We start from the raw sequence: 24866 nt of genomic DNA, 5'->3' as shown, positions 1-24866 counted from the left end.
GATGCCGACAAACTAGGCAAGCGTCCAAACAGCTCGAGGTTTTGCATCATGGTCATTGATATCAACCGGCTCAACAATGCCGCATCGCCAGCCAATTCGGGGCGAACCGGTAGTGCACAGGCAGGCGGCCAGAACGAAGCCATCGGCGCGAAGCAACCTGGCAACGCACCCAGCCCCGTCGAGCAGGCGCAACAAGCCAGCAAGAGCGGCGAATCGGTACAGCTGAGCCGTGAGGCCCAGCAATTACAAAAAGTCAGCGAAAAGCTGCGCGATCAGCCGACCGTCAATAAAGAACGCGTCGCCCAGCTCAAGCAGGCGATCGATGACGGCAGCTACCAAGTCGACAGCCAGCGCGTCGCCAGCAAACTGCTTAATTTCGAATCCCAGCGCTAGTCACCGGGCTACGCTGGGGTAATTGGCCGCCCAATAGGCACTGCATGCCACGCGCTGAAGTGCCTATTACCCCGAAGAGCCCGCAATGCACGACACCAGCCTGCTTGAACTGTTCACCCACGATATCGGCACCGCCGAGCAGTTGCTTGAGTTGATCGACTCCGAATTCCAAGCCCTCAGCGACCGCGACCTCCCCCGCCTGCAGAGTATTCTGGCTGACAAGCTGCCGCTGCTTAGCCTGCTCGACCAGCACGGCAAGCAGCGCAGTCAACTGCTCGCCAGCCTCAACCTCAGCCCCGACCGCATTGGTTTGCAAGCGCTTGCCGCACAGTCCAGCCAGGGCGAACGGCTGCTGGAGCGCGGTGATCAGCTCAACGCCCTGCTCGAACGCTGCCAAGCGGCCAACCTGCGCAATGGCCGACTGATTCGCTCCAGCCAGGCCTCAGCCAACAGTATGCTCGGCATTCTGCGTGGCAACGAGACGCCCAGCCTCTATGACAGCCGTGGCAGTGCCGCTAGAATCAGCCAGCAGCGCCCGCTCAGCCAGGCCTGAAACCTATAAAAGGCACAGGGGACATACTGTCATATCGCCAGTATGCTAGTGCCATAGCATTTGCTCGGAGAGTTATGGACCGTGTCCAGTCCTTTTAGCCAGGAAGATGGCCCGCAGCCACCCAAGGTGCTCAAGGCACCGGTGGAAATAGTTGCCAACCTGCGCCAACTGCAACAACACCATGACCCACTGATCATCACCTTTCACGAACGGAACCAACGTTTCCAGAGTTACGTGATCGAGGTTGATCGCGAGAAAAATTTGCTGATCCTCGATGAACTGATGCCCAGCGACGGCGAACGCTACCTGACCAGTGGTGAAGCATTCAATGTCGAGGCCTTCCACGAAGGCGTGCGCGTGGCCTGGCAATGCCAGCAGAGCGTGCGCATCGCCGAGCATGAAGGTGCACGCTGCTACTTCAGCCCGATGCCGCTTGAGGTGACCTACCACCAACGGCGCAGCGCCTTTCGCGCACCACTCAAACAGACCGAACTGATCAAGATCGAGCTGGCTGGTGACAAACTACGTACGGTCCACGCTGGACACTTGCTGGATATCTCCGCAACCGGCTGCAAACTGCGCTTTCCCGGCAATATCAGCGGTAGCCTGCAAGCCGGCCAGGTATACGAAAGTTTCACCGCGCGCTTTCCTTTCGGCGCCATGACCACCGCCATTGAGATGCGGCATGTGCAGTACGAGGAGAAGGTCGACACCACCTTTATTGGTGCACGCTTTCACCGCATCAGCGGCCAGGAACAGCGCCTGGTCGAACGCTTCGTCTATCAATTACAACGTGAAGCGCGCCGCTTTGAAAGCGACGGGCTGTTCTAGATCAGGATATTTAACGCCGCCAGGCGCGACAGATCCTCAGGCCGATCCACATCCCATAACGCAGGCAGCAGCACCGGACGCCAGTCCAGCTGCTGCAAGCGCTGCAGCGTCAGATCGAAGACGCGCTCAGTACCCCACGGCATGTCGCTGAACAAGCTGGCAGCCATGCTACGCAGGCCCAGCAGCACGTAACCACCATCTTCTGCAGGGCCGATCACTACGGACTGTTCTTGCAGCGCGCCGCAAGCTGCTTCCAGGTAACCGCCATCAAGCGCGGGGCAGTCATTGCCGATCAGAATCACCGCATCGCTTTCCGCCAGCCCCAGGGTGGCAATACGGCGCATGCGCTCACCCAGATCGCCCGCCGGTTGTTCGACCAGTGTCCAGCCAAGGCGTTGCGCCATCTGCTGCAAATCAGTAGCGGGCAAATCGTCCAGCCACAGAAAGCGCTCGCTAAAACCATGAGCCGGTAACTGCAGTGCACGCTCCAGCAGCAGCTGCTGCAAATCACAAGCACCCTGAGCCCCCAACGCCGGGATCAGGCGAGTCTTCACCCGCCCGGCCACTGGGGCACGCGCGAGCATATGCAATGAGATCGACAGTTTCATAGCAGCGACCCTCGACGATACTGATGCGCCAGTTTTTCCGGGCTGACGCCACAGTAGTAGGCCAACCGCAAACACCACATCAACACCACAGTACGCCAGATTCCATGTTGCTCCCAGCGCCGACTGGAGGTCGATAAAGGCGGACGCAGACAACATGGCCGAGCCAGCGCCTTAAGCCGACGGCACAGCTGTACATCCTCCATTAACGGAATCGGCGCGTAACCACCCAAGGCCTCGAAATGCTGGCGAGCAACAAAAATACCCTGATCACCCGAGGCAATACCACTAAGGCGCGAACGCAGGCTGATCATCGCACCGATCACCCAAAACGCCAGTCCCGGCCCGGACAGTCGCACATCGAAACGCCCCCACAGTGGCCGTTCGCTCAACGCCTCCTGCAGACTTCTGAGGGCCTCGGCACTGATCCGCGTATCGGCGTGCACAAACCACAGGTATGCACCGCGGGCCGCCACTGCGCCGGTATTCATCTGCAGTGCGCGGCCAGGGGCCGTTCTCAGCAACTGATCAACCCGCCCCAGCGCCAGCTCGCAGGTGCCATCGCGGCTGCCACCATCGACCAGGATCAACTCGGCACCGCTAGCGCGCAGCTCTGCCAGATCATCCAGCAAGCCCGGCAGCGCCTGGGCCTCATTGCGCACCGGGATCACCACGCTAAGCAGCGGCATCACCCGCGCACCTCTGGCTGAACGGGTGACTCAGCTGCAGGTTCGGCGCTCGGTTCCTGCAGCGTGCTGTTATCGTGCATCTGCTCGTGCACCACCTGTTCATCGACACGCGGGTCGAGTGCCGCCGTCAGCGGCGAGCTGGTGGTGCTGTCCGGCATGGGAATGTGGTGCAGCGGCGCATCGTCGACCTGATGCAGATGGGTGACGCGCTCCGGGCGGATACGCAGCACCAGAATCAAGGCGCAGCCGCAGACAAAGGCATACAGCATGTTGGCACCGAGAAAGCGCATCAGCACGCCCGCCAGCAGCGGCCCGATACTGGCGCCAACACCGAAGGTCACCAGCAGCATGGCCGTCAGTGATACCCGCCGCTCGGCTTCGACATGGTCATTGGCCAGCGCCACCGCCAGCGGGTAGAGACTGAATTGCAAGACACACACCGCAAAGCCGCCGGCAAACAACAGCGGCAAACTGGCCTGCGGCAGAATCGCCAGGGGCAGCGCAGCCAGCGCCAGCAAAGCGGCGCAACCACGAATCAACTGCACGCGATCATATCGATCGGACAGCCAACCCAATGGCCACTGCACCACCAGGCCGGCGATGATGCAGCAGCCCATAAACAGACCGATCTGCTCGGTGGACAAGCCCATGCGCATGCCATACAGCGGCGCCAGGCCGTAGAACGAACCGATCAGCAGCCCTGACACGACAATGGTGGTCAGCGACAACGGCACACGCTCGATAAAAAAGCGCATTTCCAGCGGCGCCGGGTGCAAAGGTGCGGGGTGCAGCTTGCGGGTCAAGGCCACCGGCACCAGGCACAGGGCAAAACACAGCGCCACCAGCATCAACAGCTCAAGACCGAGCGCTGGGTGCACCACCAGCACCAGCTGACCGAGGATCAAGCCGAGGTAGGAAGCCCCCATATAGCCGGCAAACACCTGGCCACGCTGGCTGGTCTCGGCCTGCTCATTGAGCCAGCTTTCGATCACCATGTACTGACACATCATGCCCAGGCCGACCAGCATGCGCAGCAGCAGCCAACTGGGCAGCCAATCGCTTAAGCCATGCCCAAGCACCGCCGCCGTGACCACGCCAGCGCAGGCGACATAGGCGCGAATATGCCCGACCCGGGCAATCAAGCGATGGCCAATCTTGCCGCCCAGTACCAGCCCCAGGTAGTTGGCTGCCATCAGCGCGCCAACCCACAAGCCATCGGCCGTTTCCGCCAGCCGCAACGCCAGGTAAGTACTCAACAAACCCGAGCCCAACAGCATCAACAGGGTGGCGAAATACAGCGAACGGAATGACTTGAGGATCACAGACATGAGGTGGCACATGGCTCCATCAGGGCCGCCGAGACCATACCCGGCGAGCAGACTTTAGGCGTGGGCCGCCAGTACGCGGCGCTCCCACGGGGTAATTTCGTCGAAGAAGCTACTGAGCTCCAGCGTCTTGCTGGCAATGTAGCCTTCGATAAACTCTTTGCCGAACAGTTCCAGCGCCAAGCTGCTGCGCTTGAGCCGCTCGATCGCGGCATGCAGGGTACAGGGTAGCGCCAATTCATCCGGCACCTCGAACTCACCATGGATCGGCGCACTGGGCTGCAGCTGCAGCTCAATCCCATGCAGGCCTGCCGCCAGGCTGGCCGCCACCGCCAGATAAGGGTTGGCATCGGCGCCCGGCAAACGGTTCTCTACCCGCCGCGCCACCGGCGCACTGGCCGGAATCCGCAGGCCTGCGGCGCGATTATCCTCCGACCAGCAGGCGTTGTTCGGCGACGCATAAGGATGGCAAAGGCGCTGGTAGGAATTCACATGCGGGGCAAACAGCAGGGTGAAATCGCCCAGCGCCGCCTGTTGACCGGCAATAAAGTGATAGAACGCCGGCGTCGCCTGGCCATCGGCCGCGCTGAAGATATTCTGCCCATTGCCCTGCTCCACCACGCTCTGATGAATATGCATGGAACTGCCCGGGGTATGCGCCAATGGTTTGGCCATGCACACCACAGCAAGCCCATGCTTGAGCGCAACTTCCTTGAGCAGGTGCTTGAACAGAAAGGTCTGATCCGCCAGCAGCAGCGGATCGCCGTGCAGCAGGTTGATCTCGAACTGGCTGACGCCCATCTCATGCATAAAGGTATCGCGCGGCAAGCCCAGGGCCGCCATGCACTGATAGACCTCCTGGAAAAACGGGCGCAGGCCGTTGTTGGAACTCAGGCTAAAGGCCGAGCTGCCGTCTTCACGCCGACCATCCAGACCCAGCGGCGGCTGAAACGGCTGCAAAGGATCGGCATTGTGGGCAAATACAAAAAACTCCAGTTCGGTTGCCACCACCGGCTGCCAGCCGTGCGCAGCGTAACGCGCAATCACCTGCTTAAGGAGGCCGCGGGTGGACAGGCCAGAGCTGCGTCCATCCAGTTCGTCGGCATCGCAGATGGCCAACGCCCGCGGCGTTTCGCTCCAGGGCAGGCGATAAATCTGCGTCGGCTCGGCATTCAACGCCAGGTCACCGTCGTCGCTGCCGTAAAAACGCGGTGCCGGATAGCCGCCCATGATGCATTGCAGCAACACCCCGCGCGCCAACTGCAAGCGCCGCCCCTCGAGAAAACCCTCGGCCGTCATCACCTTGCCGCGCGGCACGCCGTTGAGATCCGGCGTCACGCAGTCGATTTCATCTACACCACGCAGCAGTTCAGCCAGGGCGGCGCGGTCGAGGGTAGTCATTTGCGGTTGTCCTTATGAATGCAAGCGGCCGTGGCAGAACGACGAGACGTACAAAATACGCACCAGTCGTTCGATATTTCAAGCAAAGCCCGGCTGACAGCCAAGGGTTAGCGCATGCCCGCAAAATATATCGAATAAATTGATCCTAATGATCATGCATAACCGTCCTTGAAACCGCTCTATATACGCCTAAACAATTAACTAAGCACTTGATTAATAAATAATTATCACCACTATCGATAGCATCGATGATTACCATGCCCCACCTGCACTTCTTCATCAAATTTTCATCCGTATCATTGGCTCCGTACTCACTTACACCCGCCCTTACGAGGAGCCTGAACATGAAAAAGCACATTCTTACCGCCGTGATCCTGAGCAGCCTGTCCATCAGCGCCTTCGCCCTGCCACAGCACAACCCGCAGCCACTGTTGGGTGAAATGCAGGACAGCAGCGTAAAAACCCTGATGGGCTTTGGGAGCAAGCTGCAAACCGAAGGTGGCGCTGATCGCACAGGCGCCAACCGCATCGCCGAAGGCGGTGCCGAGCGCCTGCAAGAGCGCCTGCGTGTAGCCGAAGACGGTGCCGACCGGACGGGAGCGAACCGCGTCGCCGAAGGCGGTGCCGAGCGCCTGCAAGAGCGCCTGCGCGTGGCCGAAGGCGGTGCAGAGCGGGCTGGTGCGAACCGCGTTGCTGAAGGTGGCGCAGAACACACACCAGGCCTGCGCGTTAGCTGATCACAGCTAACAGGCAACACAACCAAGGTGCTCAATCGAGCACCTTGGTTATTTATTGCGCCGGCGCTTCCAATTGCGCCAAGCGCTCCTCCAGTGCCGCGATGCGCGCCTCCAGAGCGTCCAGGCGCTCATCCTGCTGACCGCCCGTTGTCGCGCGCTGCGGCTCGCTGGCCCTGGTTGCCAACGCCGCCTGTAGGTCCGCCGGATCACCCAGCACATGCATATAACGGTCTTCACGCTGCCCAGGCTGGCGCGGCAGCAGGCAAGCCAGTTCACGGCTGACCAGGCGCTCCAGGTGATGCTGCACCTGCTCGGTATCATCAAAGTCATGCATGCGGCTGCTGCGCGTCAGCAGTTCGTTGAGGGTCTGTGGACCACGCAGCAGCAACAGCCCCAGTAGCACCACCTGCGCCGCCACCAGCTCCAGCGCCTTGTCGACGCGGTGCTCCCAGCGATCGGCTCGGCTGCCCATCACCAGACGCGCCATTTGCCGCCCTTCCAGGCTGCGCAGGGCCTGGCCAACCTGGCTGGCAGTCAGATTCAACACCGGCTCGCGGCTGGTTTTCTGGTTACAGGCCAGCACCAGGGCGTTCAGCGTCAGGGGATAGGCTTCCGGGGTGGTCAGTTGCTTTTCAATCAGGCAACCCAGCACCCGCGCCTCGACGGTCGTCAGGGTTTCAACCGCCGGTGCGCTCGTATCTTCGTTGGACATAACCACCTCATGGCCTCGCAAAGGCTCTAGCCTAGCCCGCCTGACTAGCGGTTGATAGGCATAAGCGCGACTGAGCCACACAGGTACGCCCACTGCGCGTAACACCTGAGCACTGTGATAGAGTCGCGCGCTATTTTTCAGCGTGGCCTTGTTTCAGCGCCCGCGAAAAGCCTCATAACGCGCACCGCAGCCATGCATCCAGCCCCGGCGCCCCGAGCCCGGTCGGCAATAGAAAGAGATCGCAGGCCTGCCCGCCAAGTAGAGATGCATGTCATGACCACTGCCCAACACCCGCTTCTGCAACTGCTCAACCGCACCAGCCTGGTGCTGCAAATTGCCATCGGCCTGCTTGCCGGTATCGCCCTGGCACTGTTCCTGCCTGAAGCTGCGGCGAGCGTCAGCTTCCTCGGCACGGTGTTCGTCTCGGCGCTGAAGGCCGTAGCTCCGGTGCTGGTATTCGTACTGGTGGCGGCGTCGATCGCCAACCATCAACAAGGCCAGCAGACCCATATCAAACCGATTCTGCTGCTGTACCTGATCGGCACCTTTAGCGCGGCGCTGATCGCGGTAGCCGCCAGCTTTGCCTTCCCCTCCAGCCTGACCCTGGTGAGCAACAGCGCCGAGTTGTCGCCACCCGGCGGCATCAGCGAAGTGCTGAAAACCCTGCTGCTGAACGTGGTGGACAACCCGATTAACGCCCTGCTGACAGGTAACTTTATCGGCATCCTGGCTTGGGCCATCGCCCTGGGCTTTGCCTTCCGGCACGCCAACCCGAGCAGCAAACAGATGCTCGCCGACCTTTCCCATGGTGTTACCAGCATCGTCAAACTGGTGATTCGCCTGGCGCCACTGGGGGTGTTTGGCCTGGTTGCCGCCACCCTGGCCGAGTCGGGCATGTCCGCCCTGCTCGATTACCTGCACCTGTTGCTGGTACTGGTCGGTTGCATGCTGTTTGTTGCACTGGTGAGCAACCCGGTGATTGTCTATTTCAAGACCCGTCGCAACCCCTATCCGCTGGTGCTGACCTGCTTGCGCGAAAGTGGCCTGACGGCGTTCTTCACCCGCAGTTCGGCGGCCAATATTCCGGTCAACCTGCAGCTCTGCCAGCGCCTGGGCCTGCATGAGGAAACCTACTCGGTGTCGATCCCCCTGGGCGCGACCATCAACATGGCCGGCGCGGCGATCACCATCACCGTCTTGACCATGGCCGCAGTGCACACCCTGGGCATCGCCGTCGATCTGCCGACAGCCTTGCTGCTCAGCCTGCTTGCCTCGATCAGCGCCTGCGGCGCGTCGGGCGTGGCCGGTGGTTCACTGCTGCTGATCCCGCTGGCCTGCAGCCTGTTCGGCATTCCCAATGAGGTGGCCATGCAGGTGGTAGCGGTCGGCTTTATCATCGGCATCGTCCAGGACTCTGCGGAAACCGCGCTGAACTCCTCCACCGATGTGCTGTTCACCGCAGCCGCCTGCCAGGCCGAGCAACAACGCAATTTCGGCAGAGCAGAGCTCAGGCAGGATTGGCCGACCACCCCTGCAACCGCACCACACTCTCGCGGTAAGGCTTAAGGCTCATGCTCAGCAGCACGATGGAGCTGAACACCGCGATGCTGGTGACGATCAGCAGTGAGTAGCGCAGCGCCATGTCATCGGCAAACACATAATCGGTCACCAAGGCCACCGCCGTCGGGCCGATGCCCAGGCCGATCAAGGTGATCACAAACAGGTAGATCGCCGACGCCTGGCCGCGCATCGAGTTAGGCATGATTTCCTGAATCGCCGCCGGCGCGACGCCAAACGGCATGCTCAGGAAAAATACCGCCGGTGCGGTGAGGATCGCCGCCCATAGCGCCGTTTCCATCAACGGGAAGGCCAGCACGCAAGGCACCGCGCCGATGGCGGCATACAGACCGACACGCATATTGGCGTCGCTGCTGCCGCGTTTGGCCATCCAGTCCGCCAGGCGGCCGCCGAAGACGATGCCCAGGCAACCGAACACCGCGACGATGCTGCCGTAGACGATGCCGACCTGGCCAGCGTCCCAGCCGTAGGTACGGATAAAGAAGGTCGGAATCCAGGCCGCGCTGCCGTAACCGGCGAATGCCAGGCCGGCAAAGCCGAAGTTATGGCACAGCACGGTACGCCGGTTGGCGCGGATATAACGCCCGACATCCGCCAGCGGCACCGCCACACCGGCGCCAACGCCGCGCCGCGCCGGCTCCTTGACCGCCAGCATCAACAGGGTAAACAGCACCCCGGCGGCGCCAAGAAGCAGGAAGATCAGCTGCCAGGGGCGCACTTCACCCAGTACCGGCAGCAGCACATCGCCCTGGGCCGAGGCGAACTGAATCACCAGGCCACCGAGCAGAAAAGCCAGACCGGAGCCCAGGTAAACCCCCATGGAATACACGCTGATGGCGGTGGCGCGGCGCTCGGCCGGGAAGCTGTCGGCAATCAGCGAATAGGCCGCCGGCGACAGCGCCGCCTCGCCGACACCCACACCGATGCGGCAGAGCAGAAATTGCCAGTACAGCTTGGCCATGCCACAGGCCGCAGTGGCCGCACTCCAGAACAGCACGCCGATGGCGATCAGCCCACGGCGGCTCTTGGTATCGGCCAGTCGGCCCAGGGGAATGCCGCAGACGGTATAGAACAGCGCAAACGACAGGCCCATCAGCAGGCTCATCTGCGTATCGTTGATCATCAGGTCGCGACGGATCGGCCCCACCAGCAGGTTGAGAATCTGCCGGTCGATAAACGACAGCACGTACGCCACCATCAGGATGGCGACAGTTACCCAGGCGCGGGTAGCAGAGGGATAGCCGTTATTGTTGTTGGGCACTGGCAGTCTCCTCGGCACCGTTGGTGCGGTGCACGACGGTTGAAAGAACTGCCAGCTTAGGCCGATATACAGGGCGATGAATATCGCCCTTAGGTGTTATCAGTGAGGCGAATGCGCGGCATCCCTTCGAGCGAATGACCGCCGCGTCGCACTCGGTTAAAGCATCAAGGGTGCACGCTCGCTCAGGGTTTTTAATGCGCCGACCCAGCTGGGGTGATCATTCAGGCAGGGCACCAACTGCAGGCTCTCGCCACCGGCTTCGACAAACTGCTCGCGGCCGCGGTCGCCGATTTCTTCCAGGGTTTCGATGCAGTCGGCGACAAAGGCCGGGCACATCACCAGCAACTTCTTCACGCCCTGTTTGGCCAGCTCATCCAGGCGCGCTTCGGTGTAGGGTTCGATCCACTTGGCACGGCCCAGGCGCGACTGGAACGCCACCGACCACTGCTCAGGCTTAAGCCCCATACGCTGGGCAAACAGCTCGGCGCTGCGCAGGCACTGGGCGCGGTAACAGCTGGCCAATACTTCGGGCGCGGCCGTGCGGCAGCAATCGGCGCCTTTCAGGCAATGGCCGCTGGGGTCGAGCTTGTGCAGATGGCGTTCCGGCAGACCGTGGAAACTCAGCAGCAGATGGTCGAAATCCTGTTCCAGATAGGGCTTGGCGCTGTCGACCAGGGCGTCCAGGTATTCCGGCTGATCATAAAACGGCGGCAGGATGGCAAAGCGTATGGGCAGCTGCTGCTCACGCACCACCCGTTTGGCTTCTTCGATCACCGTGGTGGTGGTGCTGTCGGCAAATTGCGGGTACAGCGGCGCCAGGGTGACCTGCTTGATGCCTTGATCAGCCAGGCGGGTCAGCACGGTCTGCAGCGATGGCTCGCCATAGCGCATGGCCAGCTCCACCGGACCGTGGTTCCAGGACGCCTGCATCGCCTGATGCAGACGCTTGCTCAGCACCACCAGTGGCGAGCCGTCTTCCCACCAGATCGAGGCATAAGCATGCGCCGAAGCCGCCGGGCGCTTGATCAGGATCAGCGAGACGATCAACCGGCGCAGCGGCCAGGGCACGTCGATAACATAGGGGTCCATCAGAAACTGGTTGAGGTAACGGCGCACATCGACCACCTCAGTGGAGGCCGGCGAGCCCAGGTTTACCAACAGCAAGGCGTGATCGGTCATGCAAAGTCCTAGTCCGGTTGACCCAGCAGATCTGCCAGGGCCACATCCAAATGAGTAAAACGAAAACTGAAACCAGCCGCTTGCAAGCGCGTCGGCAGCGCGCGCTGGCCACCGAGCAATAGCACCGACAACTCACCCAGCAGCACACGCAGAGCAAAGGCCGGGGCGGGCATAAAGGCCGGCCGATGCAGCTCGCGGCCCAGGGCCTGGCTGAAGGCGCGGTTACGCTCAGGCGTTGGCGCGCAGGCATTATAAGGACCGCTGGCTTGCTCCTGCTGCAGGAGAAAATCAATCAGGGCGATTTGATCCGCCAGGTGAATCCACGGCATCCACTGCCGACCATTGCCCAACGGGCCGCCCAACCCGAGCTTGAACGGCAGCAGCAGACGCTTGAGCAGGCCACCGTCGGCGGCCAGCACCAGCCCGGTGCGCAACAGCACCACGCGGATGCCCAGCTCTTCGGCGCGCTGCGCGGTTTCTTCCCAGGCGCCGCACAGCTGCGCAGCGAAATCCTCGCTGACCGGCGACGAGTCCTCATGCAGCTCGCGCTCGCCACCATCGCCGTACCAGCCCACCGCCGAACCGGATAGCAGCACCTGCGGCCTGTGCTCGCGGCTCTGCAGCCAGGCCAGCAGTTGTTCGGTCAGGCCAATCCGGCTGGCCCACAGCAGCGCCTTGCGCTTACGCGTCCAGGGCCGGTCGGCAATCGGCGCGCCGGCCAGGTTGACCACGGCATCCAGCGGCTCCTCGGCCAGCTCCTCAAGCCGGCCAATACCACGCACCGCGTCACCACAAAGGGCCGCAACCTGCTCGGGGCGACGGCTCCACACCGTCAGCTGGTGACCTTGCTGCAACCAGTACCGACACAGCGCCCGCCCAATCAAACCGGTGCCGCCTGTCAGGAGTATGTGCATTTGATTGCCCTCATGTGAGCGGTCTATAAATCGCAACCACTGGCTGATTTGTCGCTGTTTGTGGCTTCAATCTGGCTGCAGGTTGTCTTAACTATAGGAAGGTTGGATCGAATCCGGCATAGCTTATACACAAAAACCATATTGTATAGCTTTTGTCTAAAGCGTAGCCTAACGCTTGAAAACACGAGGTAGACCATGACCGCTCTTCACCCCATCGCCATCATCGGTACCGGCATTGCCGGGCTGTCTGCCGCACAGGCGCTGCATGCCGCTGGGCATCCAGTGCAACTGTTCGACAAGAGCCGCGGCAGTGGCGGCCGCATGGCCAGCAAGCGCAGCGATGCCGGCGCGCTGGATCTTGGCGCGCAGTACTTCACCGCCCGCGACCGCCGCTTTGTCGAGGTGGTGCAGCAGTGGCAGGCCCGTGGCTGGGTCGCCGAATGGACCCCCAGCCTCTACAACTTCACTAACGGCCAGCTCAGCGCCTCGCCGGATGAACAGGTGCGCTGGGTCGGCAGCCCACGCATGAGCGCGATCACCCGCGCCATGCTCGGCGCCTTGCCGGTGACCTTCTCCTGCCGTATCACCGAGGTATTTCGCGGCGAGCAGCACTGGCATCTGCAAGATGCCGAAGGCAATAACCACGGCCCGTTCAGCCATGTGATAGTCGCCACCCCGGCGCCACAGGCCACCACCCTGCTGTCCAGCGCACCGAAACTGGCCGGCGCCGCCGCCAGTGTGGCCATGGACGCAACCTGGGCGGTGGCACTGGCCTTTGCCAATCCGTTGGAGACCCGCGTCGAAGGCTGCTTCGTGCAGGACAGCCCGCTCGACTGGCTGGCGCGCAACCGCAGCAAACCCGGCCGCGATACCCACCTCGACACCTGGGTGCTACACGCCAGCAGCCAGTGGACCAAGCAGCACCTGGACATGCCCAAGGAAGCGGTGATCGAACAGCTGCATGGCGCCTTCGCCGAACTGATCGGCTGCGCCGTGCCCGCCCCGGCCTTCAGCTTGGCGCACCGCTGGCTTTACGCCCGCCCGGCCAGCGCGCACCAATGGGGGGTACTGGCTGATGCCGACCTGGGCATCTATGCCTGCGGCGACTGGTGCCTGTCCGGCCGGGTGGAAGGCGCCTGGCTCAGCGGCCAGGAAGCAGCGCGGCGCTTGCTCGAACATCTGCAATGAACGCTCAGCCCCACCCTGCACCAGCCCGGCACCGGCTCAACCCGCGCAAGCTGCTGCTGTCGAAATGGACAGCAACGCAGCCGCAGAACCGCGAGAAGCACTTTCTCGTCACCGAGCTGTTCTGCGACGAAGACGGCACGGTACTGCAGATTGAGCTGCAAGCCGTGCTTAACCAGCGCTGCCAACGCCTGGACTGGCGCGTGCTGGAAAACCCCGAGCACTGGCGCATGGGCTGGAAGTAACAGGTCCACACACAAAACCCTACAGTAGTTGTACAAATATATTGACTTGTACAATTACAAACCTATGATGAACTCAAGTTGTACATCCATCAGGATCTGTACAAGTCGTACATCAGAGGTTGCCCATGAGCCCACCCACAAACGTCAACGGCAAACCCAAACTGGGCATCAGCGCCTGCCTGCTGGGTTCCGAGGTGCGCTACAACGGCGGCCACAAGGAATCACGCCTGTGCAGCCGCACCCTCAGCGAGTATTTCGACTTCGCCCCGCTGTGCCCGGAAGTGGCCATCGGCATGGGCATCCCCCGTGAACCGATTCGCCTGGTCGGCGATCCATTGGCGCCGCACGCTGTAGGCACGGTCAACCGCCAGGTCGATGTCACCGCGCCGCTGGCCGCCTACGGCGAGCGCATGGCTGGCGAGCTGACGGATATCTGCGGCTACATTTTTATGCAACAGTCACCGTCCTGTGGCCTGCACCGGGTCAAGGTTTACCAAGACAATGGCCGGCCGAGTGAACCGGGCCGTGGCATCTTTGCCCAGGCCTTCTGCGCCCGCCACCCCAACCTGCCGGTGGAAGAGGATGGCCGCCTCAACGATCCGATCCTGCGCGAGAACTTTATCACCCGTGTGTTTGCCTATGCCGAATGGCAACAGTTGCTGCGTGATGGCCTGACCCGCAAGCGCCTGATCGACTTCCACTCGCGCTACAAATACCTGCTGATGGCCACCAATCCCATGCAGTACAAACTGCTCGGGCGCATGCTCGGCAACCTTGGCCAGCACGACCTGGATGAACTGGCCCCGCGCTATTTCAGTGAACTGATGAGCGCGCTGAAAAGCTGCGCCACCCGCCGCACCCACAGCAACGTGCTGCAGCACCTTAGCGGCTACCTCAAGCAAGCGCTAAGCAGCGAAGAGAAACAGGAAATGCAGCAGCTGATCGGCCAGTATCGCCATGGTGTGGTGCCGCTGGTGGTGCCCATGACCCTGCTCAAGCACCACTTCCGCCGCCATCCGGACCACTACATTGCGCAGCAGGTCTACCTGCAGCCGCACCCGGAAAATCTCAGCCTGCGTAATGCCCTATGAGCCTTGAACCAATCAGCGACGGCGCCGCCGACGATTACCAGGCAGCCATCGCCCAGGGCTTTATGCCGATTCGCGATGTGGCGCGCATCACCGGGGTCAACGCCGTAACCCTACGCGCCTGGGAACGCCGCTACGGCTTGATCGTGCCGCACCGCACGCCCAAGGGCCATCGGCTGTATGCCGATGAGCATGTGCTGCGCATTCAGGCGATTCTTACCTGGCTTAACCGCGGCGTTTCAGTCAGTCAGGTCAAGGGGCTGCTGCGTACAGGCCAGCCAGCGTTTGCCGAGACCAGCTCGCAGTGGGAAAGCAAGCGCCAGCAGTTGCAGGAAGCCATCTGCAACCTCAACGAACGGCGCCTGGATGACTGTTTCAACAGCGAACTGGCGCTCTACCCGCCGCATACCCTGTGCCAGCAGTTGCTCCTGCCGCTGCTCGAAGAGCTCGAGCTGCGCTGGCGTAACCAGTTCGGCGCCCAGGCCGAGCGGGTGTTCTTTTATTCCTGGCTGCGCAGCAAATTCGGTGCACGGCTGTACCACAACAACCGCCAGTACAACGGCGCGTCACTGCTACTGATCAACGTCTCCGACCTGCCGATGGCTCCCGGCCTGTGGCTCACCGCCTGGCTGGCGAGCAGCGCCGGCTGCCCGGTGGAGGTCTTCGACTGGCCGCTATCGCCGACCGAACTGGCCCTGGCGGTCGAGCATATTCAACCGCGCGCGGTACTGCTGTATTCCAGCCAGGCACTGAACAGCACCCATCTGCAGCGTCTACTCGGCGGTTATGACTGCCCCTGCCTGCTGGTCGGCCAGGTGGTACAGATCCACGCCGAAGAATTAGCCACCATCACCGCACAGAACGCCGAACTGAGCCTGGCCGCCGACCCGCTGGCCGCCTGGCACAGCCTTACCGACCTCAACCTGCTGCACAGCTGATGGGAAATACCATGCTGCAACTGATGTGGTTTCGTACCGACCTGCGCGTGCAGGACAATAGCGCTCTGGCCGCCGCCCTCAGCAGCGGCCCGACCGTGGCACTGTTCCTGCTCAGCCCCGGCCAGTGGCTGGCCCACGATGACGCGCCGAGCAAGGTCGACTTCTGGTTGCGCAACCTCAGGGCACTGGCCAGCGAGCTGGGCAAACTCAACGTGCCGCTGCTGGTGCGTGAAGCCGATAACTGGAGCGCCGCGCCGCAGGTGATCGGCGAACTGTGCCAGCAACTGCAGATCGGCACGGTGCAGGTCAACCAAGAGTACGGCGTGCATGAAAGCCGCCGGGACCAGGCCGTGGCCGAGGCACTGGACGGATTAGGGGTGAATTTTCGCAGCCATCTGGATCAGCTGTTCTTCAAACCCGGCAGCGTGCTGACCAAATCCGGCGGTTACTTTCAGGTCTACAGCCAGTTCCGCAAGGTCTGCTATCAGCGTCTGCATACGGCCCTGCCGGCGCTGATGGCCACACCCAAGGCCCAGGCGCCGCTGGCGATCCAAAGCGATGCCATTCCTGAACAGGTTGCAGGTTTTGCCCCACCGACTGCGGCCATTCGTGAACTCTGGCCGGCCGGTGAAGCGGAGGCCGCGCGGCGCCTGGAGGATTTCGCGGCACAGCAGATCGATTGCTACCAGAGCGCTCGCGACTTCCCCGCCCAGCCCGGCACCAGCCAACTGTCGGCCTACCTGGCCGCCGGGGTGATCTCGCCGCGCCAGTGCCTGCATGCGGCCTTGCAGGTCAACCAGGGCGAGTTCGACAGCGGCAATGTCGGGGTCATCACCTGGATCAACGAGCTGCTCTGGCGTGAGTTCTACAAACACATCCTGGTCGGCTACCCACGCGTGTCGATGCACCGCGCCTTCCGCGCGGAAACCGAGGCCGTGGCCTGGCGCACTGCGCCGCTGGAGCTGAAAGCCTGGCAGCAAGGCCGTACTGGTTTTCCGATTATCGATGCGGCCATGCGTCAGCTGCTGGCCACCGGCTGGATGCACAATCGCCTGCGCATGATCGTGGCGATGTTCCTGACCAAGAACCTGCTGAGCGACTTGCGTGAAGGCGAGCGCTTCTTTATGCGCCACCTGAGTGACGGCGACCTGGCGGCGACCACCGGTGGCTGGCAGTGGAGTTCCTCCACCGGCACCGATTCGGCGCCGTACTTCCGCATTTTCAACCCGCTGAGCCAGTCGCAGAAATTCGACCCGGACGGGCGCTTTATCCGCCAGTGGCTGCCCGAGCTGGTCGGCCTGAACAAAACCAATATTCATAACCCGGCGGCCATGGGCGGGCTGTTCGGTATCGCCGATTACCCGGCGCCGATTGTCGACTTGAGCAAGAGCCGTACGCGCGCGCTGGCGGCGTTCAAGAGCCTGCCGCAGTTTGCCGGCGAGGAGGTGCTATGAGCGACTTTCTACGCCAATTCGCCCAGGACTTTGCCGGCTTGAACAAAGATAATCTCGACCGCCTGGGCAGGCTCTACAGCGACGACGCAGTGTTCTGCGACCCACTGCATGAGGTGCGTGGGCTGGCCAATATGCAGCGCTACTTCGCCGAGATGTACGCCAACGTCAGCGAACTGCGCTTCGACTTCTACGGCTTTGATCAGGTGCGCGACGGCGAAGGCTACCTGCGCTGGACCATGAGCTACCGCCACCCGCGCCTGGCCGGCGGCCAGCTGATTCGTGTGGAAGGCTGCTCGCACCTGCTGTGGCAGGATAAGGTCTATCGCCACCGTGACTATTTCGACGCCGGCAGCCTGCTCTATGAGCACCTGCCCTTACTCGGCTCGGCAATTCGTTGGCTGAAACGGAGGTTGGCATGAACGCGAACGCACGGCGTATCTGGCTCACTGGTGCCAGCAGTGGCATCGGCGCGGCACTGGCTGAACAACTGCTCGAACAGGGTCACCGCCTGGCCCTTAGCGCCCGCAGCATCGAACCTTTGCAGGCGCTGGCCAAGCGCTATCCGCAGCAGGTGTTGGTGGTCGCCGGCGACCTCGGTGATGCCGCCCAGGTGCGGGCCATCGGCGAGCATATCGGCCAGGTCTGGGGCGCGCTGGATTGCGTCATCCTCAACGCTGGCACCTGTGAATATGTCGAGGTCAGCGCCTTCGAGGCGGACATGGTTGAGCGGGTCATGCGCGCCAACCTGCTCTCCGCCAGTTACTGCATCGAGGCCGCTCTGCCTTTGCTGCGCCTGGGCAACCGGCCGCATCTGGTCGGGGTCGGCAGCTCGGTAACCTTTATGCCGCTGCCGCGCGCCGAAGCCTATGGCGCCTCCAAAGCGGCCCTGCGCTACCTGCTGGAAGCCCTGCGCATCGACCTGTACGCCGAGAACATTGCCGTCACCCTGGTCAGCCCCGGCTTTGTCGACACCCCGCTGACGCAAAAAAACGACTTCCCCATGCCAATGCGCTGGCCGGTGGACAAAGCCGCCCGGCATATCGCCGAACGCCTGCATCAGCAGCCCTTTGAAATAACCTTCCCCGGCCCGTTTATCGCCATGCTCAAGCTGCTCGGCCATTTGCCCAAGCGCTTGCAGGTGGCCATCGGCGCCCGCATGGCCCGCACTGAAGCCAAGACCAAGGACAGCCCATGAAGATCGCCATTATCGGCAGCGGTATCGCCGGCCTGACCAGCGCCTACCTGCTTAACCGCAACCACGAGATCAGCGTGTTCGAGGCTGGCGACTGGATTGGCGGGCATACCCATACCGTGGATGTCGAAGTCGACGGCCGGAGCCATGCTGTGGACACCGGGTTTATTGTGTTCAATGACTGGACCTACCCCAACTTTATTCGCCTGCTGGGCCAGCTGGGGGTGGGTTTCAAGGACACCGAAATGAGCTTCTCGGTCAGCGATCCGCTGACCGGTGTGGAGTACAACGGGCACAGCCTCAACACTCTGTTTGCCCAGCGGCGCAACCTGATCTCGCCGAAATTTATCGGCATGGTGCGCGATATCCTGCGCTTTAACCGCGAGGCGCTGAACGACCTCAACCAGCAGCGCATCGCCAGCAGCATGACCCTGGGTGATTACCTCAAGGCCAATGGCTACAGCGAGCGCTTTATCCAGCATTACATCGTGCCGATGGGCGCGGCGATCTGGTCGATGTCGTTGAACGACATGCTCGGCTTTCCGCTGCAGTTCTTCGTGCGTTTCTTCAAGAACCACGGCCTGCTCTCGGTCAGTGATCGGCCGCAGTGGTGCGTGGTCGAGGGCGGCTCCAGCAGCTATGTGGCGCCGCTGACCGCATCCTTTAAACAGCATATTCGCCTTAACTGCGCGGTAACCCGCGTCGAGCGTGATGCCGATGGCGTGACCCTGCATAGCGCGGCTGGCAGTGAACGCTTCGATAAGGTGATCTTCGCCTGCCACAGCGACCAGGCCCTGGCCCTGCTGGCCGAACCCACTCGGGTCGAGCAGGAGATCCTCGGCGCCCTGCCCTACGCCGACAACGATGTGGTGCTGCACACCGACACCCGCCTGCTGCCAAAGCGCCCCCTGGCCTGGGCCAGCTGGAACTATCGCCTCGGCGGCCCGGGCAGACCGCTGCAGGGCGTAGCGAGCGAAGGACTGGCAAGGCGAGATCAGGCGAGGAAGCGCAGTTTACTGGGCGTAAATGAGCATTCCGAGCCTGATCTCAACGCCGCCAGGCCGAGCGCAGTAGCGCTGCAGGGGCCTGCCGATCAGCCGGCGGCTGTTACCTACAACATGAATATCCTGCAGGGTATTCAGAGTGACACCACCTTCTGCGTCAGCCTGAACCAGACCGCCGCCATCGACCCAAGCAAGATTCTCGCGCGCTACACCTACGCCCACCCGCAATACAGCCTGGCCGGCATGGCCGCGCAGGCGCGCTGGGAAGAGCTGCTCGGCGCCAACCACAGCTACTTCTGCGGTGCGTACTGGGCCAATGGCTTCCACGAGGATGGCGTAGTCAGCGCCCTGCGCGTGGCCCGTCAATTCGGTGAAGCACTGTGATGAATAGCGCCCTGTACAGCGGCTGGGTGCAGCACCGGCGCTTCGCCCCGCGCCTGCACAACTTCCGCTATCGCATGGGCCTGCTCTATCTCGACCTCAGCGAACAGGAGGCGGTGCTCGCGCTGTCGCCGCTGGCCGGGCGCGGGCGCTTTGCGCCCTTTGCCTTTCGCGAGACCGATTACCTGCCGCAGCTCACCGGCGCCGGCATCAAGTTGATCGACGCCGTGCGCCAGCGCGTTACTGAAGCGCTGGGCCGCACGCCGCTGGGCCATATCTGCCTGCTGACCCAGCCACGCAGCTGGGGCCTGGCCTTCAACCCGGCGAGTTTCTTCTATTGCCATGAGGCGGATGGGCAGTTGGCGGCGATTCTCTGTGAGGTGAGCAACACGCCTTTCCGTGAACGCTACCACTACGTGCTGCCGACCGAGGGCCCAGGCCACCAGCACGTCGCCGTGGCCAAGGCGTTCCATGTTTCGCCGTTTCTGCCGCGCGACCTGGAATACCGCATGAGCTTTAGCCCGACCGGCGAACGCCTGGGCATTTATATGGCCGACTGGACCGCGACCGAGAAAGTCTTCGACGCCAGCCTCAGTCTGCAACGTAGTGAACTGAACCGCGCCAGCCTGCATCGCTACCTGCTGCAGTTTCCCTGGATGACCGGCAAAACCCTTGCTGCCATCTATTGGCAGGCCCTGCGCCTGCTGCTCAAACGCATCCCCCTGTTCACCCATCGGGCCGCTGAAGGTGATTTGCGCGTCGCTCGCCCCGTATCAAAGGAAGTCCCCCATGAAAAGCTCTAGCCTGACCTCCGCCAAACATGTGGTGCGTGCCGGCAGCGGCATCGGTGCCAGCCTGCTACGCCGTGCAGTACTGCGCCAGCTGAAACAGCTGCGCCATGGCCAACTGGTGATAGTCGAAGGTGACGAACGCCTGGAGTTTGGCGATGCCCACTCCAGCCTCAGCGCCGAGATCCAGGTGCAGGATGGCGCAGTCTGGGGGCTGGTGGCGGGCAACGGTTCAATCGGGGCGGGCGAGGCCTATATCCACGGTTACTGGAGCACCCCGGACCTGACCGCGGTGGTCCGCGTATTCGTCAGCAACCTGGAGGTGCTCGACGCCATGGAAAGCGGCCTGGCCCAGCTGGGCCGTCCGCTGATTCAGGGTCTGCACTGGCTGAACCGCAACACCCGCAAGGGTTCGCGCAAGAACATCTCGGCGCATTACGACCTGGGTAATGAGCTGTTCGAGCAGTTCCTCGACCCGAGCATGATGTACTCGGCGGCGATGTTCCAAAGCGCCGACGACAGCCTGGAGCAGGCGCAGCTGAACAAGCTCGAGCGTATCTGCCAGAAGCTCGCGCTGAAACCCAGCGACCACCTGCTGGAAATCGGCACCGGCTGGGGCAGCATGGCGATCTACGCCGCCACTCATTACGGCTGCAAGGTCACCACCACCACCCTGTCGCGCGAACAGTTCGTCTACACCGAGCAGCGCATTGCCGAACTGGGCTTACAGGGGCAGATCACCCTGCTGCTGGAGGATTACCGCGACCTGGCCGGGCAGTACGACAAGCTGGTGTCGATCGAAATGATCGAAGCGGTGGGCCATCGCTTCCTACCCACCTATTTCGAACAATGCGCCAGCCTGCTCAAACCCGATGGTCTGATGCTGCTGCAAGCCATCACCATCCGCGACCAGCGCTATGAACAGGCGAAAAACGCCGTGGACTTTATTCAGCGCTATATCTTCCCCGGTGGCGCCCTGCCCTCGGTGAACAAGATGCTGGAAATCATCAGCGCCAAGACCGATATGAACCTGCACCATATGGAAGACTTCGGCCTGCACTACGCCCGCACCCTGCGCATCTGGCACGACAACCTGCGCCACGCGCGGCACAAGCTGGAGCAGCAGGGCTACGACGATTACTTCTTCCGCCTGTGGGAGTTCTACCTGTGCTATTGCGAGGGTGGCTTTATCGAGCGCACCATCGGCACCGCGCAATTGCTGCTGGCTAAGCCGGCGGCACGTCCTGCACCGTTACTGGGAAACCTGAATGCCTAAATTGATCGTCAACACCCTGCTGTTTCAGCTCGGCTGGTTCGCCTGCGTGTTCGGCGGCGACAGCCTGTGGCTGCTGATTGTCGCAGCGGTGCTGGCGGTGCATCTGCTGTGGACCAGCAGCTGGGCGGCGGAAGGCAAACTGCTGATCACAGTGTTTCTCGCCGGCAGCGCGCTGGACAGCTTTCTGCTCAACCTCGGCGTGTTCGACTTTGGCACGCCACGCACACTGATCCCGCTGTGGCTGGCCTGCCTGTGGCTGCTGCTGGCCAGCACACTCAACCACTGTCTGGCCTGGACCGCGCAACCCTGGTGGCGCGGCAGCCTGCTCGGCGCCATCGCCGCGCCGCTGTCCTATTACGGCGGCGCGCAGATCGCCGGCGTCGGCCTGCCCCATGGCACCTGGCAAAGCCTGCTGTTGATCGGCGCGATCTGGGCGCTGGTGATGCCCGTACTGCATGGCTTCGCCAAGCTCTATCGCAGCCAGTACGAACAGAGCCTGCGCACACGCCAGTCGGTGTAGGTGGATTGCCCCCGTACGGGTTTTCCACCAACCCAGCGCCTAACAGCCATGGTGGATGGGTAACGCACCATCCACCCTACGTCGGCCGCAAACGCCGGCACACCGCCTATGGCGTACACTGTGCGGCATGAGTCAGCACATCCCCCATACCCAACTTGCGGACGAACCCGCAGTCAGCTGCAGCAACTGCGCGGCCTGCTGCTGCCAGCTGGAAGTCATGCTGATCACCGACACCGGGGTGCCGCCGCGCTATATCGACACCGATGACTGGGGCGGCGAAGTCATGCTGCGTCTGGACGACGGCTGGTGCGCCGCGCTGGACCGCGACAGCATGCGCTGCACCATCTACGAAGTGCGCCCACTGATCTGCCGCGAATTCGAAACCGCCTCCCCCGAATGCCTGGACGAGCGCAAGGGTATGAGCAGCATCTACCGCTAAGCGCTAGAAACGCATGCGGTAATGCAGGCTATAGCTCTCCACCCCGTCGTTGGGCTGTTTAAGCCCGGCGTTGGAGTAATGCAGGGCACGCACGCCGACTTCCTGCCCGGCGAAACGCACCCCGAAGCCGATGCGGTCCTCAAACTGGAAAGACGAGCCCAGGTCGTTGTCTTCCAGCTCGGTGCCGCTAAAGGCCGCGATACCAATCCCGGCCTCGATATAGGGTTTGAAGCGCTCACCGGCAAACTCATAGACCAGCACCGGGCTGAGCGACAGGCTGTGGTTGCTCGCGGCCTCATCACCGTCCCAGTAGGTGTAGGCGGCGTCCCAGTAGCCGGTCAGGCGACCGACATCACTGACAAACCAGCTGCGGTTGAAATCGAACTGGGTGCCCAGGCGGTAGGTCATGGTCGAGTCGCCTGTCTGGCCGACCGCCACACTTAGATCCGCTGCCTGCAGCGCACTCACCGGGCCCAAGGCTAAGGCCGCACACGCGGCCAGGGTCACGATTTTTCTCATGGTAATCATCCTTATGCACTCAAATAGAAGCCTGCTGACGCTGCTTGAGAGTATAGAAGCCTTAAACCACTAAGAAAGCCGACTTATGGTTAAACCGCACCGGGTAGGCCACTGACCAGCGCCGCCTCACCCCACAGTAGCGGTAACACCCGCTGCATGGCCGCAGGATCACCACTCGACCAGAACTGCGCCGGCTGCGCCGCGCTGCGGGCCAGCAGATCATTGCTGGTCAGCAAACGCTGGACTTGCCGCGCCACCGCCGCACCGGTGTCGATCAGGCTGATCGAGTCCGGCACCAGGCTGCGCAGCAGCGGTTTGATAAAGGGGTAATGGGTGCAGCCGAGAATCAACGTGTCGCAGCCCTCGGCCAGCAGCGGTGCGACAAAACCCTGCAGCAACTCGCGAGTGGCGGCGCTATCCAGCTCACCGGCCTCGATACGCTCGACCAGTCCTGGACAGGGCTGGGTAATCACCCGTACATCGCTGGCAAAACGGTCGAGCAAGGCGGCGAACTTGGCGCTTTTCAGCGTGCCGGTGGTGGCCAGCACGCCAACCACGCCGGCTTTGGTCGCAGCAGCAGCGGGCTTTACCGCCGGCTCCATGCCGATAATCGGCAGTTGCGGGTACAGCTCACGCAACTCGGCCACCCCCGCCACCGTGGCGGTATTGCAGGCCAGCACCAGCGCCTTGGCCCCTTGGCTCAGGAGAAACTCGGCCAGCACCCGGCAGCGCTCGCGGATAAATTCCGGGCTTTTTTCACCATAGGGCACATGGCCGCTGTCGGCCACATAGAGCAGCGACTCATTCGGTAGCAGCGCGCGGATTTCACCCAACACCGACAAGCCACCGACGCCGGAGTCGAATACGCCAATCGGCGCGCCTTTTGATGTGTTAAGGGGCATGGCTGCCACAAACACTGCAGCCCGGATCGCGCTTGACCCGCAGCTCACGGAAACGGCTGCCCAGCGCATCGATCAGCAGCAAACGCCCAACCAGCGGCTCACCGAACTGCGCCAGCAGTTTCAAGGCTTCCAGCGCCTGCAAACTACCAACCAGGCCGACCAGCGGACCAACCACACCGGCTTCGCTGCAGGTCAGCTCGGCTTCGCTGCCGTGGCCGTAGATGCAGTGATAGCAGGGGCTGTCCTCGCGGCGCGGGTCGAACACCGACAGCTGGCCTTCCAGGCGAATCGCCGCGCCGCTGACCAGCGGCACCTTGGCCGCGACGCAGGCGGCGTTGACCGCCTCGCGGGTGCCAAAGTTATCCGAGCAATCCAGCACCAGGTCCACCGCCGCCACCGCGGCGGCCAGCGAATCGCTGTCCAGGCCCTGGCCATGGGCTTGCAGGCGCAGCTGCGGGTTGATCGCCAGCAGGCGCTTGCTCGCCGAGTCGACCTTGCTCAGGCCAATGCTGGTGGTGTCGTGGACGATCTGCCGTTGCAGGTTGGTCAGATCAACCGTATCGAAGTCCGCCAGATGCAACTCGCCGACCCCGGCTGCCGCCAGATACAGCGCCACCGGCGAACCCAGGCCACCCAGGCCGATGATCAGCGCACGGCTGTGTTTCAGCCGTAGCTGGCCGGCGATATCGATCTGTTGCAACAGGATCTGCCGGCTGTAGCGCAGCAGTTCCTGGTCATTCAGCATGTCATGCGGACT

26 protein-coding genes and 3 pseudogenes are annotated in these 24866 nt (G+C 62.4%); 18 read left to right on the top strand and 11 right to left on the bottom strand.

Going from position 1 to position 24866, the window contains the following annotated elements:
- Positions 1-48 precede the first annotated feature (48 nt).
- The 3 genes from flgM to WA145_RS03900 all read left to right on the top strand — a co-directional run bounded on the left by flgM (position 49) and on the right by WA145_RS03900 (position 1777).
- Positions 49-393 carry a flagellar biosynthesis anti-sigma factor FlgM gene (gene flgM, locus WA145_RS03910; RefSeq protein WP_422580303.1) on the top strand — a complete coding sequence of 115 codons (345 nt, stop codon included), beginning with the start codon at positions 49-51 and terminating at the stop codon, positions 391-393.
- 85 nt (positions 394-478) lie between these two features.
- Positions 479-946 carry a flagella synthesis protein FlgN gene (locus WA145_RS03905; protein ID WP_422580302.1) on the top strand — a complete coding sequence of 156 codons (468 nt, stop codon included), beginning with the start codon at positions 479-481 and terminating at the stop codon, positions 944-946.
- Positions 947-1027: 81 nt separating this feature from the next.
- Positions 1028-1777: a flagellar brake protein gene (locus tag WA145_RS03900; RefSeq protein ID WP_422580301.1), complete on the top strand. Its 750-nt coding sequence runs from the start codon at positions 1028-1030 to the stop codon at positions 1775-1777.
- On the opposite strand, the gene WA145_RS03895 is transcribed toward WA145_RS03900, so the two are convergent.
- Genes WA145_RS03895 through WA145_RS03880 form a run of 4 tightly spaced genes read right to left on the bottom strand, consistent with a single transcriptional unit; the run spans position 1774 to position 5695 of the window.
- On the bottom strand, positions 1774-2385 hold the full coding sequence (locus tag WA145_RS03895) for a TIGR04282 family arsenosugar biosynthesis glycosyltransferase (protein WP_422580300.1): 612 nt from the start codon (positions 2383-2385) through the stop codon (positions 1774-1776). The two genes, WA145_RS03900 and WA145_RS03895, sit on opposite strands and share 4 nt — an antisense overlap.
- Positions 2382-3071, bottom strand: a complete 690-nt coding sequence (locus WA145_RS03890) for a TIGR04283 family arsenosugar biosynthesis glycosyltransferase (protein ID WP_422580299.1) — start codon at positions 3069-3071, stop codon at positions 2382-2384. Before WA145_RS03890 ends, WA145_RS03895 begins: the two co-directional genes overlap by 4 nt.
- Positions 3071-4399 carry an MFS transporter gene (locus WA145_RS03885; protein ID WP_422580298.1) on the bottom strand — a complete coding sequence of 443 codons (1329 nt, stop codon included), beginning with the start codon at positions 4397-4399 and terminating at the stop codon, positions 3071-3073. Before WA145_RS03885 ends, WA145_RS03890 begins: the two co-directional genes overlap by 1 nt.
- Before the next feature lie 54 nt (positions 4400-4453).
- Positions 4454-5695: a glutamine synthetase family protein gene (locus WA145_RS03880; RefSeq protein WP_422580337.1), complete on the bottom strand. Its 1242-nt coding sequence runs from the start codon at positions 5693-5695 to the stop codon at positions 4454-4456.
- A gap of 446 nt (positions 5696-6141) precedes the next feature.
- On the opposite strand from WA145_RS03880, the gene WA145_RS03875 reads away from it, so the two are divergent.
- Positions 6142-6534 (top strand): phage infection protein, encoded by a 393-nt coding sequence (locus WA145_RS03875; protein ID WP_422580297.1) that lies wholly within the window; start codon positions 6142-6144, stop codon positions 6532-6534.
- A 52-nt stretch (positions 6535-6586) separates the two neighbouring features.
- Here WA145_RS03875 and WA145_RS03870 read toward each other — a convergent pair whose 3' ends face one another.
- Positions 6587-7246: a YceH family protein gene (locus WA145_RS03870; RefSeq protein WP_422580296.1), complete on the bottom strand. Its 660-nt coding sequence runs from the start codon at positions 7244-7246 to the stop codon at positions 6587-6589.
- Between the two features lie 273 nt (positions 7247-7519).
- On the opposite strand from WA145_RS03870, the pseudogene sstT reads away from it, so the two are divergent.
- Positions 7520-8734 (top strand): annotated as a pseudogene (gene sstT, locus WA145_RS03865) (serine/threonine transporter SstT); the annotation flags it as partial.
- Positions 8735-8753: 19 nt separating this feature from the next.
- Here the strand turns inward: sstT and WA145_RS03860 are convergent.
- The 3 genes from WA145_RS03860 to WA145_RS03850 all read right to left on the bottom strand — a co-directional run bounded on the left by WA145_RS03860 (position 8754) and on the right by WA145_RS03850 (position 12178).
- Entirely contained in the window at positions 8754-10085 is a 1332-nt protein-coding gene (locus WA145_RS03860; RefSeq protein WP_422580295.1) for a spinster family MFS transporter, read from the bottom strand.
- A gap of 156 nt (positions 10086-10241) precedes the next feature.
- A complete protein-coding gene (gene hemH / locus WA145_RS03855; RefSeq protein ID WP_422580294.1) occupies positions 10242-11264 on the bottom strand; it encodes a ferrochelatase in 1023 nt (340 codons plus the stop codon).
- An 8-nt stretch (positions 11265-11272) separates the two neighbouring features.
- On the bottom strand, positions 11273-12178 hold the full coding sequence (locus WA145_RS03850) for a TIGR01777 family oxidoreductase (protein WP_422580293.1): 906 nt from the start codon (positions 12176-12178) through the stop codon (positions 11273-11275).
- A gap of 195 nt (positions 12179-12373) precedes the next feature.
- On the opposite strand from WA145_RS03850, the gene WA145_RS03845 reads away from it, so the two are divergent.
- The 13 genes and pseudogenes from WA145_RS03845 to WA145_RS03785 all read left to right on the top strand — a co-directional run bounded on the left by WA145_RS03845 (position 12374) and on the right by WA145_RS03785 (position 22688).
- On the top strand, positions 12374-13366 hold the full coding sequence (locus WA145_RS03845; protein ID WP_422580292.1) for an NAD(P)/FAD-dependent oxidoreductase: 993 nt from the start codon (positions 12374-12376) through the stop codon (positions 13364-13366).
- Complete coding sequence (locus tag WA145_RS03840; RefSeq protein ID WP_422580291.1) at positions 13363-13608, top strand: TIGR02450 family Trp-rich protein; 246 nt, start codon at positions 13363-13365, stop codon at positions 13606-13608. The genes WA145_RS03845 and WA145_RS03840 overlap by 4 nt, the downstream gene beginning before the upstream one ends.
- A gap of 125 nt (positions 13609-13733) precedes the next feature.
- Complete coding sequence (locus WA145_RS03835; protein ID WP_422580290.1) at positions 13734-14699, top strand: YbgA family protein; 966 nt, start codon at positions 13734-13736, stop codon at positions 14697-14699.
- The gene (locus WA145_RS03830) at positions 14696-15634 is read left to right on the top strand and encodes a MerR family transcriptional regulator (RefSeq protein WP_422580289.1); all 939 of its coding nucleotides are present in this window, start codon (positions 14696-14698) and stop codon (positions 15632-15634) included. Before WA145_RS03835 ends, WA145_RS03830 begins: the two co-directional genes overlap by 4 nt.
- A 14-nt stretch (positions 15635-15648) precedes the next feature.
- Positions 15649-17088 carry a deoxyribodipyrimidine photo-lyase gene (gene phrB / locus WA145_RS03825; RefSeq protein ID WP_422580336.1) on the top strand — a complete coding sequence of 480 codons (1440 nt, stop codon included), beginning with the start codon at positions 15649-15651 and terminating at the stop codon, positions 17086-17088.
- Positions 17085-17507 (top strand): nuclear transport factor 2 family protein, encoded by a 423-nt coding sequence (locus tag WA145_RS03820; RefSeq protein WP_422580288.1) that lies wholly within the window; start codon positions 17085-17087, stop codon positions 17505-17507. The genes phrB and WA145_RS03820 overlap by 4 nt, the downstream gene beginning before the upstream one ends.
- Positions 17504-18283 carry an SDR family NAD(P)-dependent oxidoreductase gene (locus WA145_RS03815; protein WP_422580287.1) on the top strand — a complete coding sequence of 260 codons (780 nt, stop codon included), beginning with the start codon at positions 17504-17506 and terminating at the stop codon, positions 18281-18283. Before WA145_RS03820 ends, WA145_RS03815 begins: the two co-directional genes overlap by 4 nt.
- Positions 18280-19221: pseudogene (locus WA145_RS03810) on the top strand (NAD(P)/FAD-dependent oxidoreductase); the annotation flags it as partial. The gene WA145_RS03815 and the pseudogene WA145_RS03810, both read left to right, overlap by 4 nt.
- A 141-nt stretch (positions 19222-19362) precedes the next feature.
- Positions 19363-19668, top strand: a pseudogene (locus tag WA145_RS03805) (FAD-dependent oxidoreductase); the annotation flags it as partial.
- Positions 19668-20468 carry a DUF1365 domain-containing protein gene (locus tag WA145_RS03800; protein ID WP_422580286.1) on the top strand — a complete coding sequence of 267 codons (801 nt, stop codon included), beginning with the start codon at positions 19668-19670 and terminating at the stop codon, positions 20466-20468. The pseudogene WA145_RS03805 and the gene WA145_RS03800, both read left to right, overlap by 1 nt.
- Positions 20455-21729, top strand: a complete 1275-nt coding sequence (locus WA145_RS03795) for a class I SAM-dependent methyltransferase (RefSeq protein WP_422580285.1) — start codon at positions 20455-20457, stop codon at positions 21727-21729. Before WA145_RS03800 ends, WA145_RS03795 begins: the two co-directional genes overlap by 14 nt.
- Entirely contained in the window at positions 21722-22249 is a 528-nt protein-coding gene (locus WA145_RS03790) for a DUF2878 domain-containing protein (protein WP_422580284.1), read from the top strand. Before WA145_RS03795 ends, WA145_RS03790 begins: the two co-directional genes overlap by 8 nt.
- Positions 22250-22376: 127 nt before the next feature.
- Positions 22377-22688, top strand: a complete 312-nt coding sequence (locus WA145_RS03785; protein WP_310289193.1) for a YkgJ family cysteine cluster protein — start codon at positions 22377-22379, stop codon at positions 22686-22688.
- 3 nt (positions 22689-22691) lie between these two features.
- Here WA145_RS03785 and WA145_RS03780 read toward each other — a convergent pair whose 3' ends face one another.
- From WA145_RS03780 to WA145_RS03770, 3 genes are all read right to left on the bottom strand, one after another.
- Complete coding sequence (locus WA145_RS03780; protein WP_422580283.1) at positions 22692-23207, bottom strand: acyloxyacyl hydrolase; 516 nt, start codon at positions 23205-23207, stop codon at positions 22692-22694.
- Between the two features lie 89 nt (positions 23208-23296).
- The gene (murI, locus tag WA145_RS03775) at positions 23297-24109 is read right to left on the bottom strand and encodes a glutamate racemase (RefSeq protein WP_422580282.1); all 813 of its coding nucleotides are present in this window, start codon (positions 24107-24109) and stop codon (positions 23297-23299) included.
- Entirely contained in the window at positions 24099-24854 is a 756-nt protein-coding gene (locus WA145_RS03770; RefSeq protein WP_422580335.1) for a molybdopterin-synthase adenylyltransferase MoeB, read from the bottom strand. The genes murI and WA145_RS03770 overlap by 11 nt, the downstream gene beginning before the upstream one ends.
- Positions 24855-24866: the final 12 nt, after the last annotated feature.

This window comes from Pseudomonas sp., from assembly GCF_049301935.1.
GTDB lineage: Bacteria > Pseudomonadota > Gammaproteobacteria > Pseudomonadales > Pseudomonadaceae > Aquipseudomonas.
The sequence above is the reverse complement of the archived record's forward strand: the minus strand, read 5'-3'. Positions and strand labels throughout refer to the sequence as shown.

What these genes read in the sequence shown, in the direction of transcription:
- WA145_RS03820 (WP_422580288.1), top strand. Translation starts at nt 17,085, where the DNA reads ATGAGCGACTTTCTACGCCAATTCGCCCAGGACTTTGCCGGCTTGAAC.
- WA145_RS03845 (WP_422580292.1), top strand. Translation starts at nt 12,374, where the DNA reads ATGACCGCTCTTCACCCCATCGCCATCATCGGTACCGGCATTGCCGGG.
- WA145_RS03890 (WP_422580299.1), bottom strand. Translation starts at nt 3,071, where the DNA reads ATGCCGCTGCTTAGCGTGGTGATCCCGGTGCGCAATGAGGCCCAGGCG.
- WA145_RS03770 (WP_422580335.1), bottom strand. Translation starts at nt 24,854, where the DNA reads ATGCTGAATGACCAGGAACTGCTGCGCTACAGCCGGCAGATCCTGTTG.
- hemH (WP_422580294.1), bottom strand. Translation starts at nt 11,264, where the DNA reads ATGACCGATCACGCCTTGCTGTTGGTAAACCTGGGCTCGCCGGCCTCC.
- flgM (WP_422580303.1), top strand. Translation starts at nt 49, where the DNA reads ATGGTCATTGATATCAACCGGCTCAACAATGCCGCATCGCCAGCCAAT.
- murI (WP_422580282.1), bottom strand. Translation starts at nt 24,109, where the DNA reads ATGCCCCTTAACACATCAAAAGGCGCGCCGATTGGCGTATTCGACTCC.
- WA145_RS03785 (WP_310289193.1), top strand. Translation starts at nt 22,377, where the DNA reads ATGAGTCAGCACATCCCCCATACCCAACTTGCGGACGAACCCGCAGTC.
- WA145_RS03895 (WP_422580300.1), bottom strand. Translation starts at nt 2,385, where the DNA reads ATGAAACTGTCGATCTCATTGCATATGCTCGCGCGTGCCCCAGTGGCC.
- WA145_RS03790 (WP_422580284.1), top strand. Translation starts at nt 21,722, where the DNA reads ATGCCTAAATTGATCGTCAACACCCTGCTGTTTCAGCTCGGCTGGTTC.
- WA145_RS03840 (WP_422580291.1), top strand. Translation starts at nt 13,363, where the DNA reads ATGAACGCTCAGCCCCACCCTGCACCAGCCCGGCACCGGCTCAACCCG.
- WA145_RS03830 (WP_422580289.1), top strand. Translation starts at nt 14,696, where the DNA reads ATGAGCCTTGAACCAATCAGCGACGGCGCCGCCGACGATTACCAGGCA.
- WA145_RS03795 (WP_422580285.1), top strand. Translation starts at nt 20,455, where the DNA reads ATGAAAAGCTCTAGCCTGACCTCCGCCAAACATGTGGTGCGTGCCGGC.
- WA145_RS03875 (WP_422580297.1), top strand. Translation starts at nt 6,142, where the DNA reads ATGAAAAAGCACATTCTTACCGCCGTGATCCTGAGCAGCCTGTCCATC.
- WA145_RS03885 (WP_422580298.1), bottom strand. Translation starts at nt 4,399, where the DNA reads ATGTCTGTGATCCTCAAGTCATTCCGTTCGCTGTATTTCGCCACCCTG.
- WA145_RS03880 (WP_422580337.1), bottom strand. Translation starts at nt 5,695, where the DNA reads ATGACGGCCGAGGGTTTTCTCGAGGGGCGGCGCTTGCAGTTGGCGCGC.
- WA145_RS03870 (WP_422580296.1), bottom strand. Translation starts at nt 7,246, where the DNA reads ATGTCCAACGAAGATACGAGCGCACCGGCGGTTGAAACCCTGACGACC.
- WA145_RS03835 (WP_422580290.1), top strand. Translation starts at nt 13,734, where the DNA reads ATGAGCCCACCCACAAACGTCAACGGCAAACCCAAACTGGGCATCAGC.
- WA145_RS03800 (WP_422580286.1), top strand. Translation starts at nt 19,668, where the DNA reads ATGAATAGCGCCCTGTACAGCGGCTGGGTGCAGCACCGGCGCTTCGCC.
- WA145_RS03780 (WP_422580283.1), bottom strand. Translation starts at nt 23,207, where the DNA reads ATGAGAAAAATCGTGACCCTGGCCGCGTGTGCGGCCTTAGCCTTGGGC.
- WA145_RS03905 (WP_422580302.1), top strand. Translation starts at nt 479, where the DNA reads ATGCACGACACCAGCCTGCTTGAACTGTTCACCCACGATATCGGCACC.
- WA145_RS03850 (WP_422580293.1), bottom strand. Translation starts at nt 12,178, where the DNA reads ATGCACATACTCCTGACAGGCGGCACCGGTTTGATTGGGCGGGCGCTG.
- WA145_RS03815 (WP_422580287.1), top strand. Translation starts at nt 17,504, where the DNA reads ATGAACGCGAACGCACGGCGTATCTGGCTCACTGGTGCCAGCAGTGGC.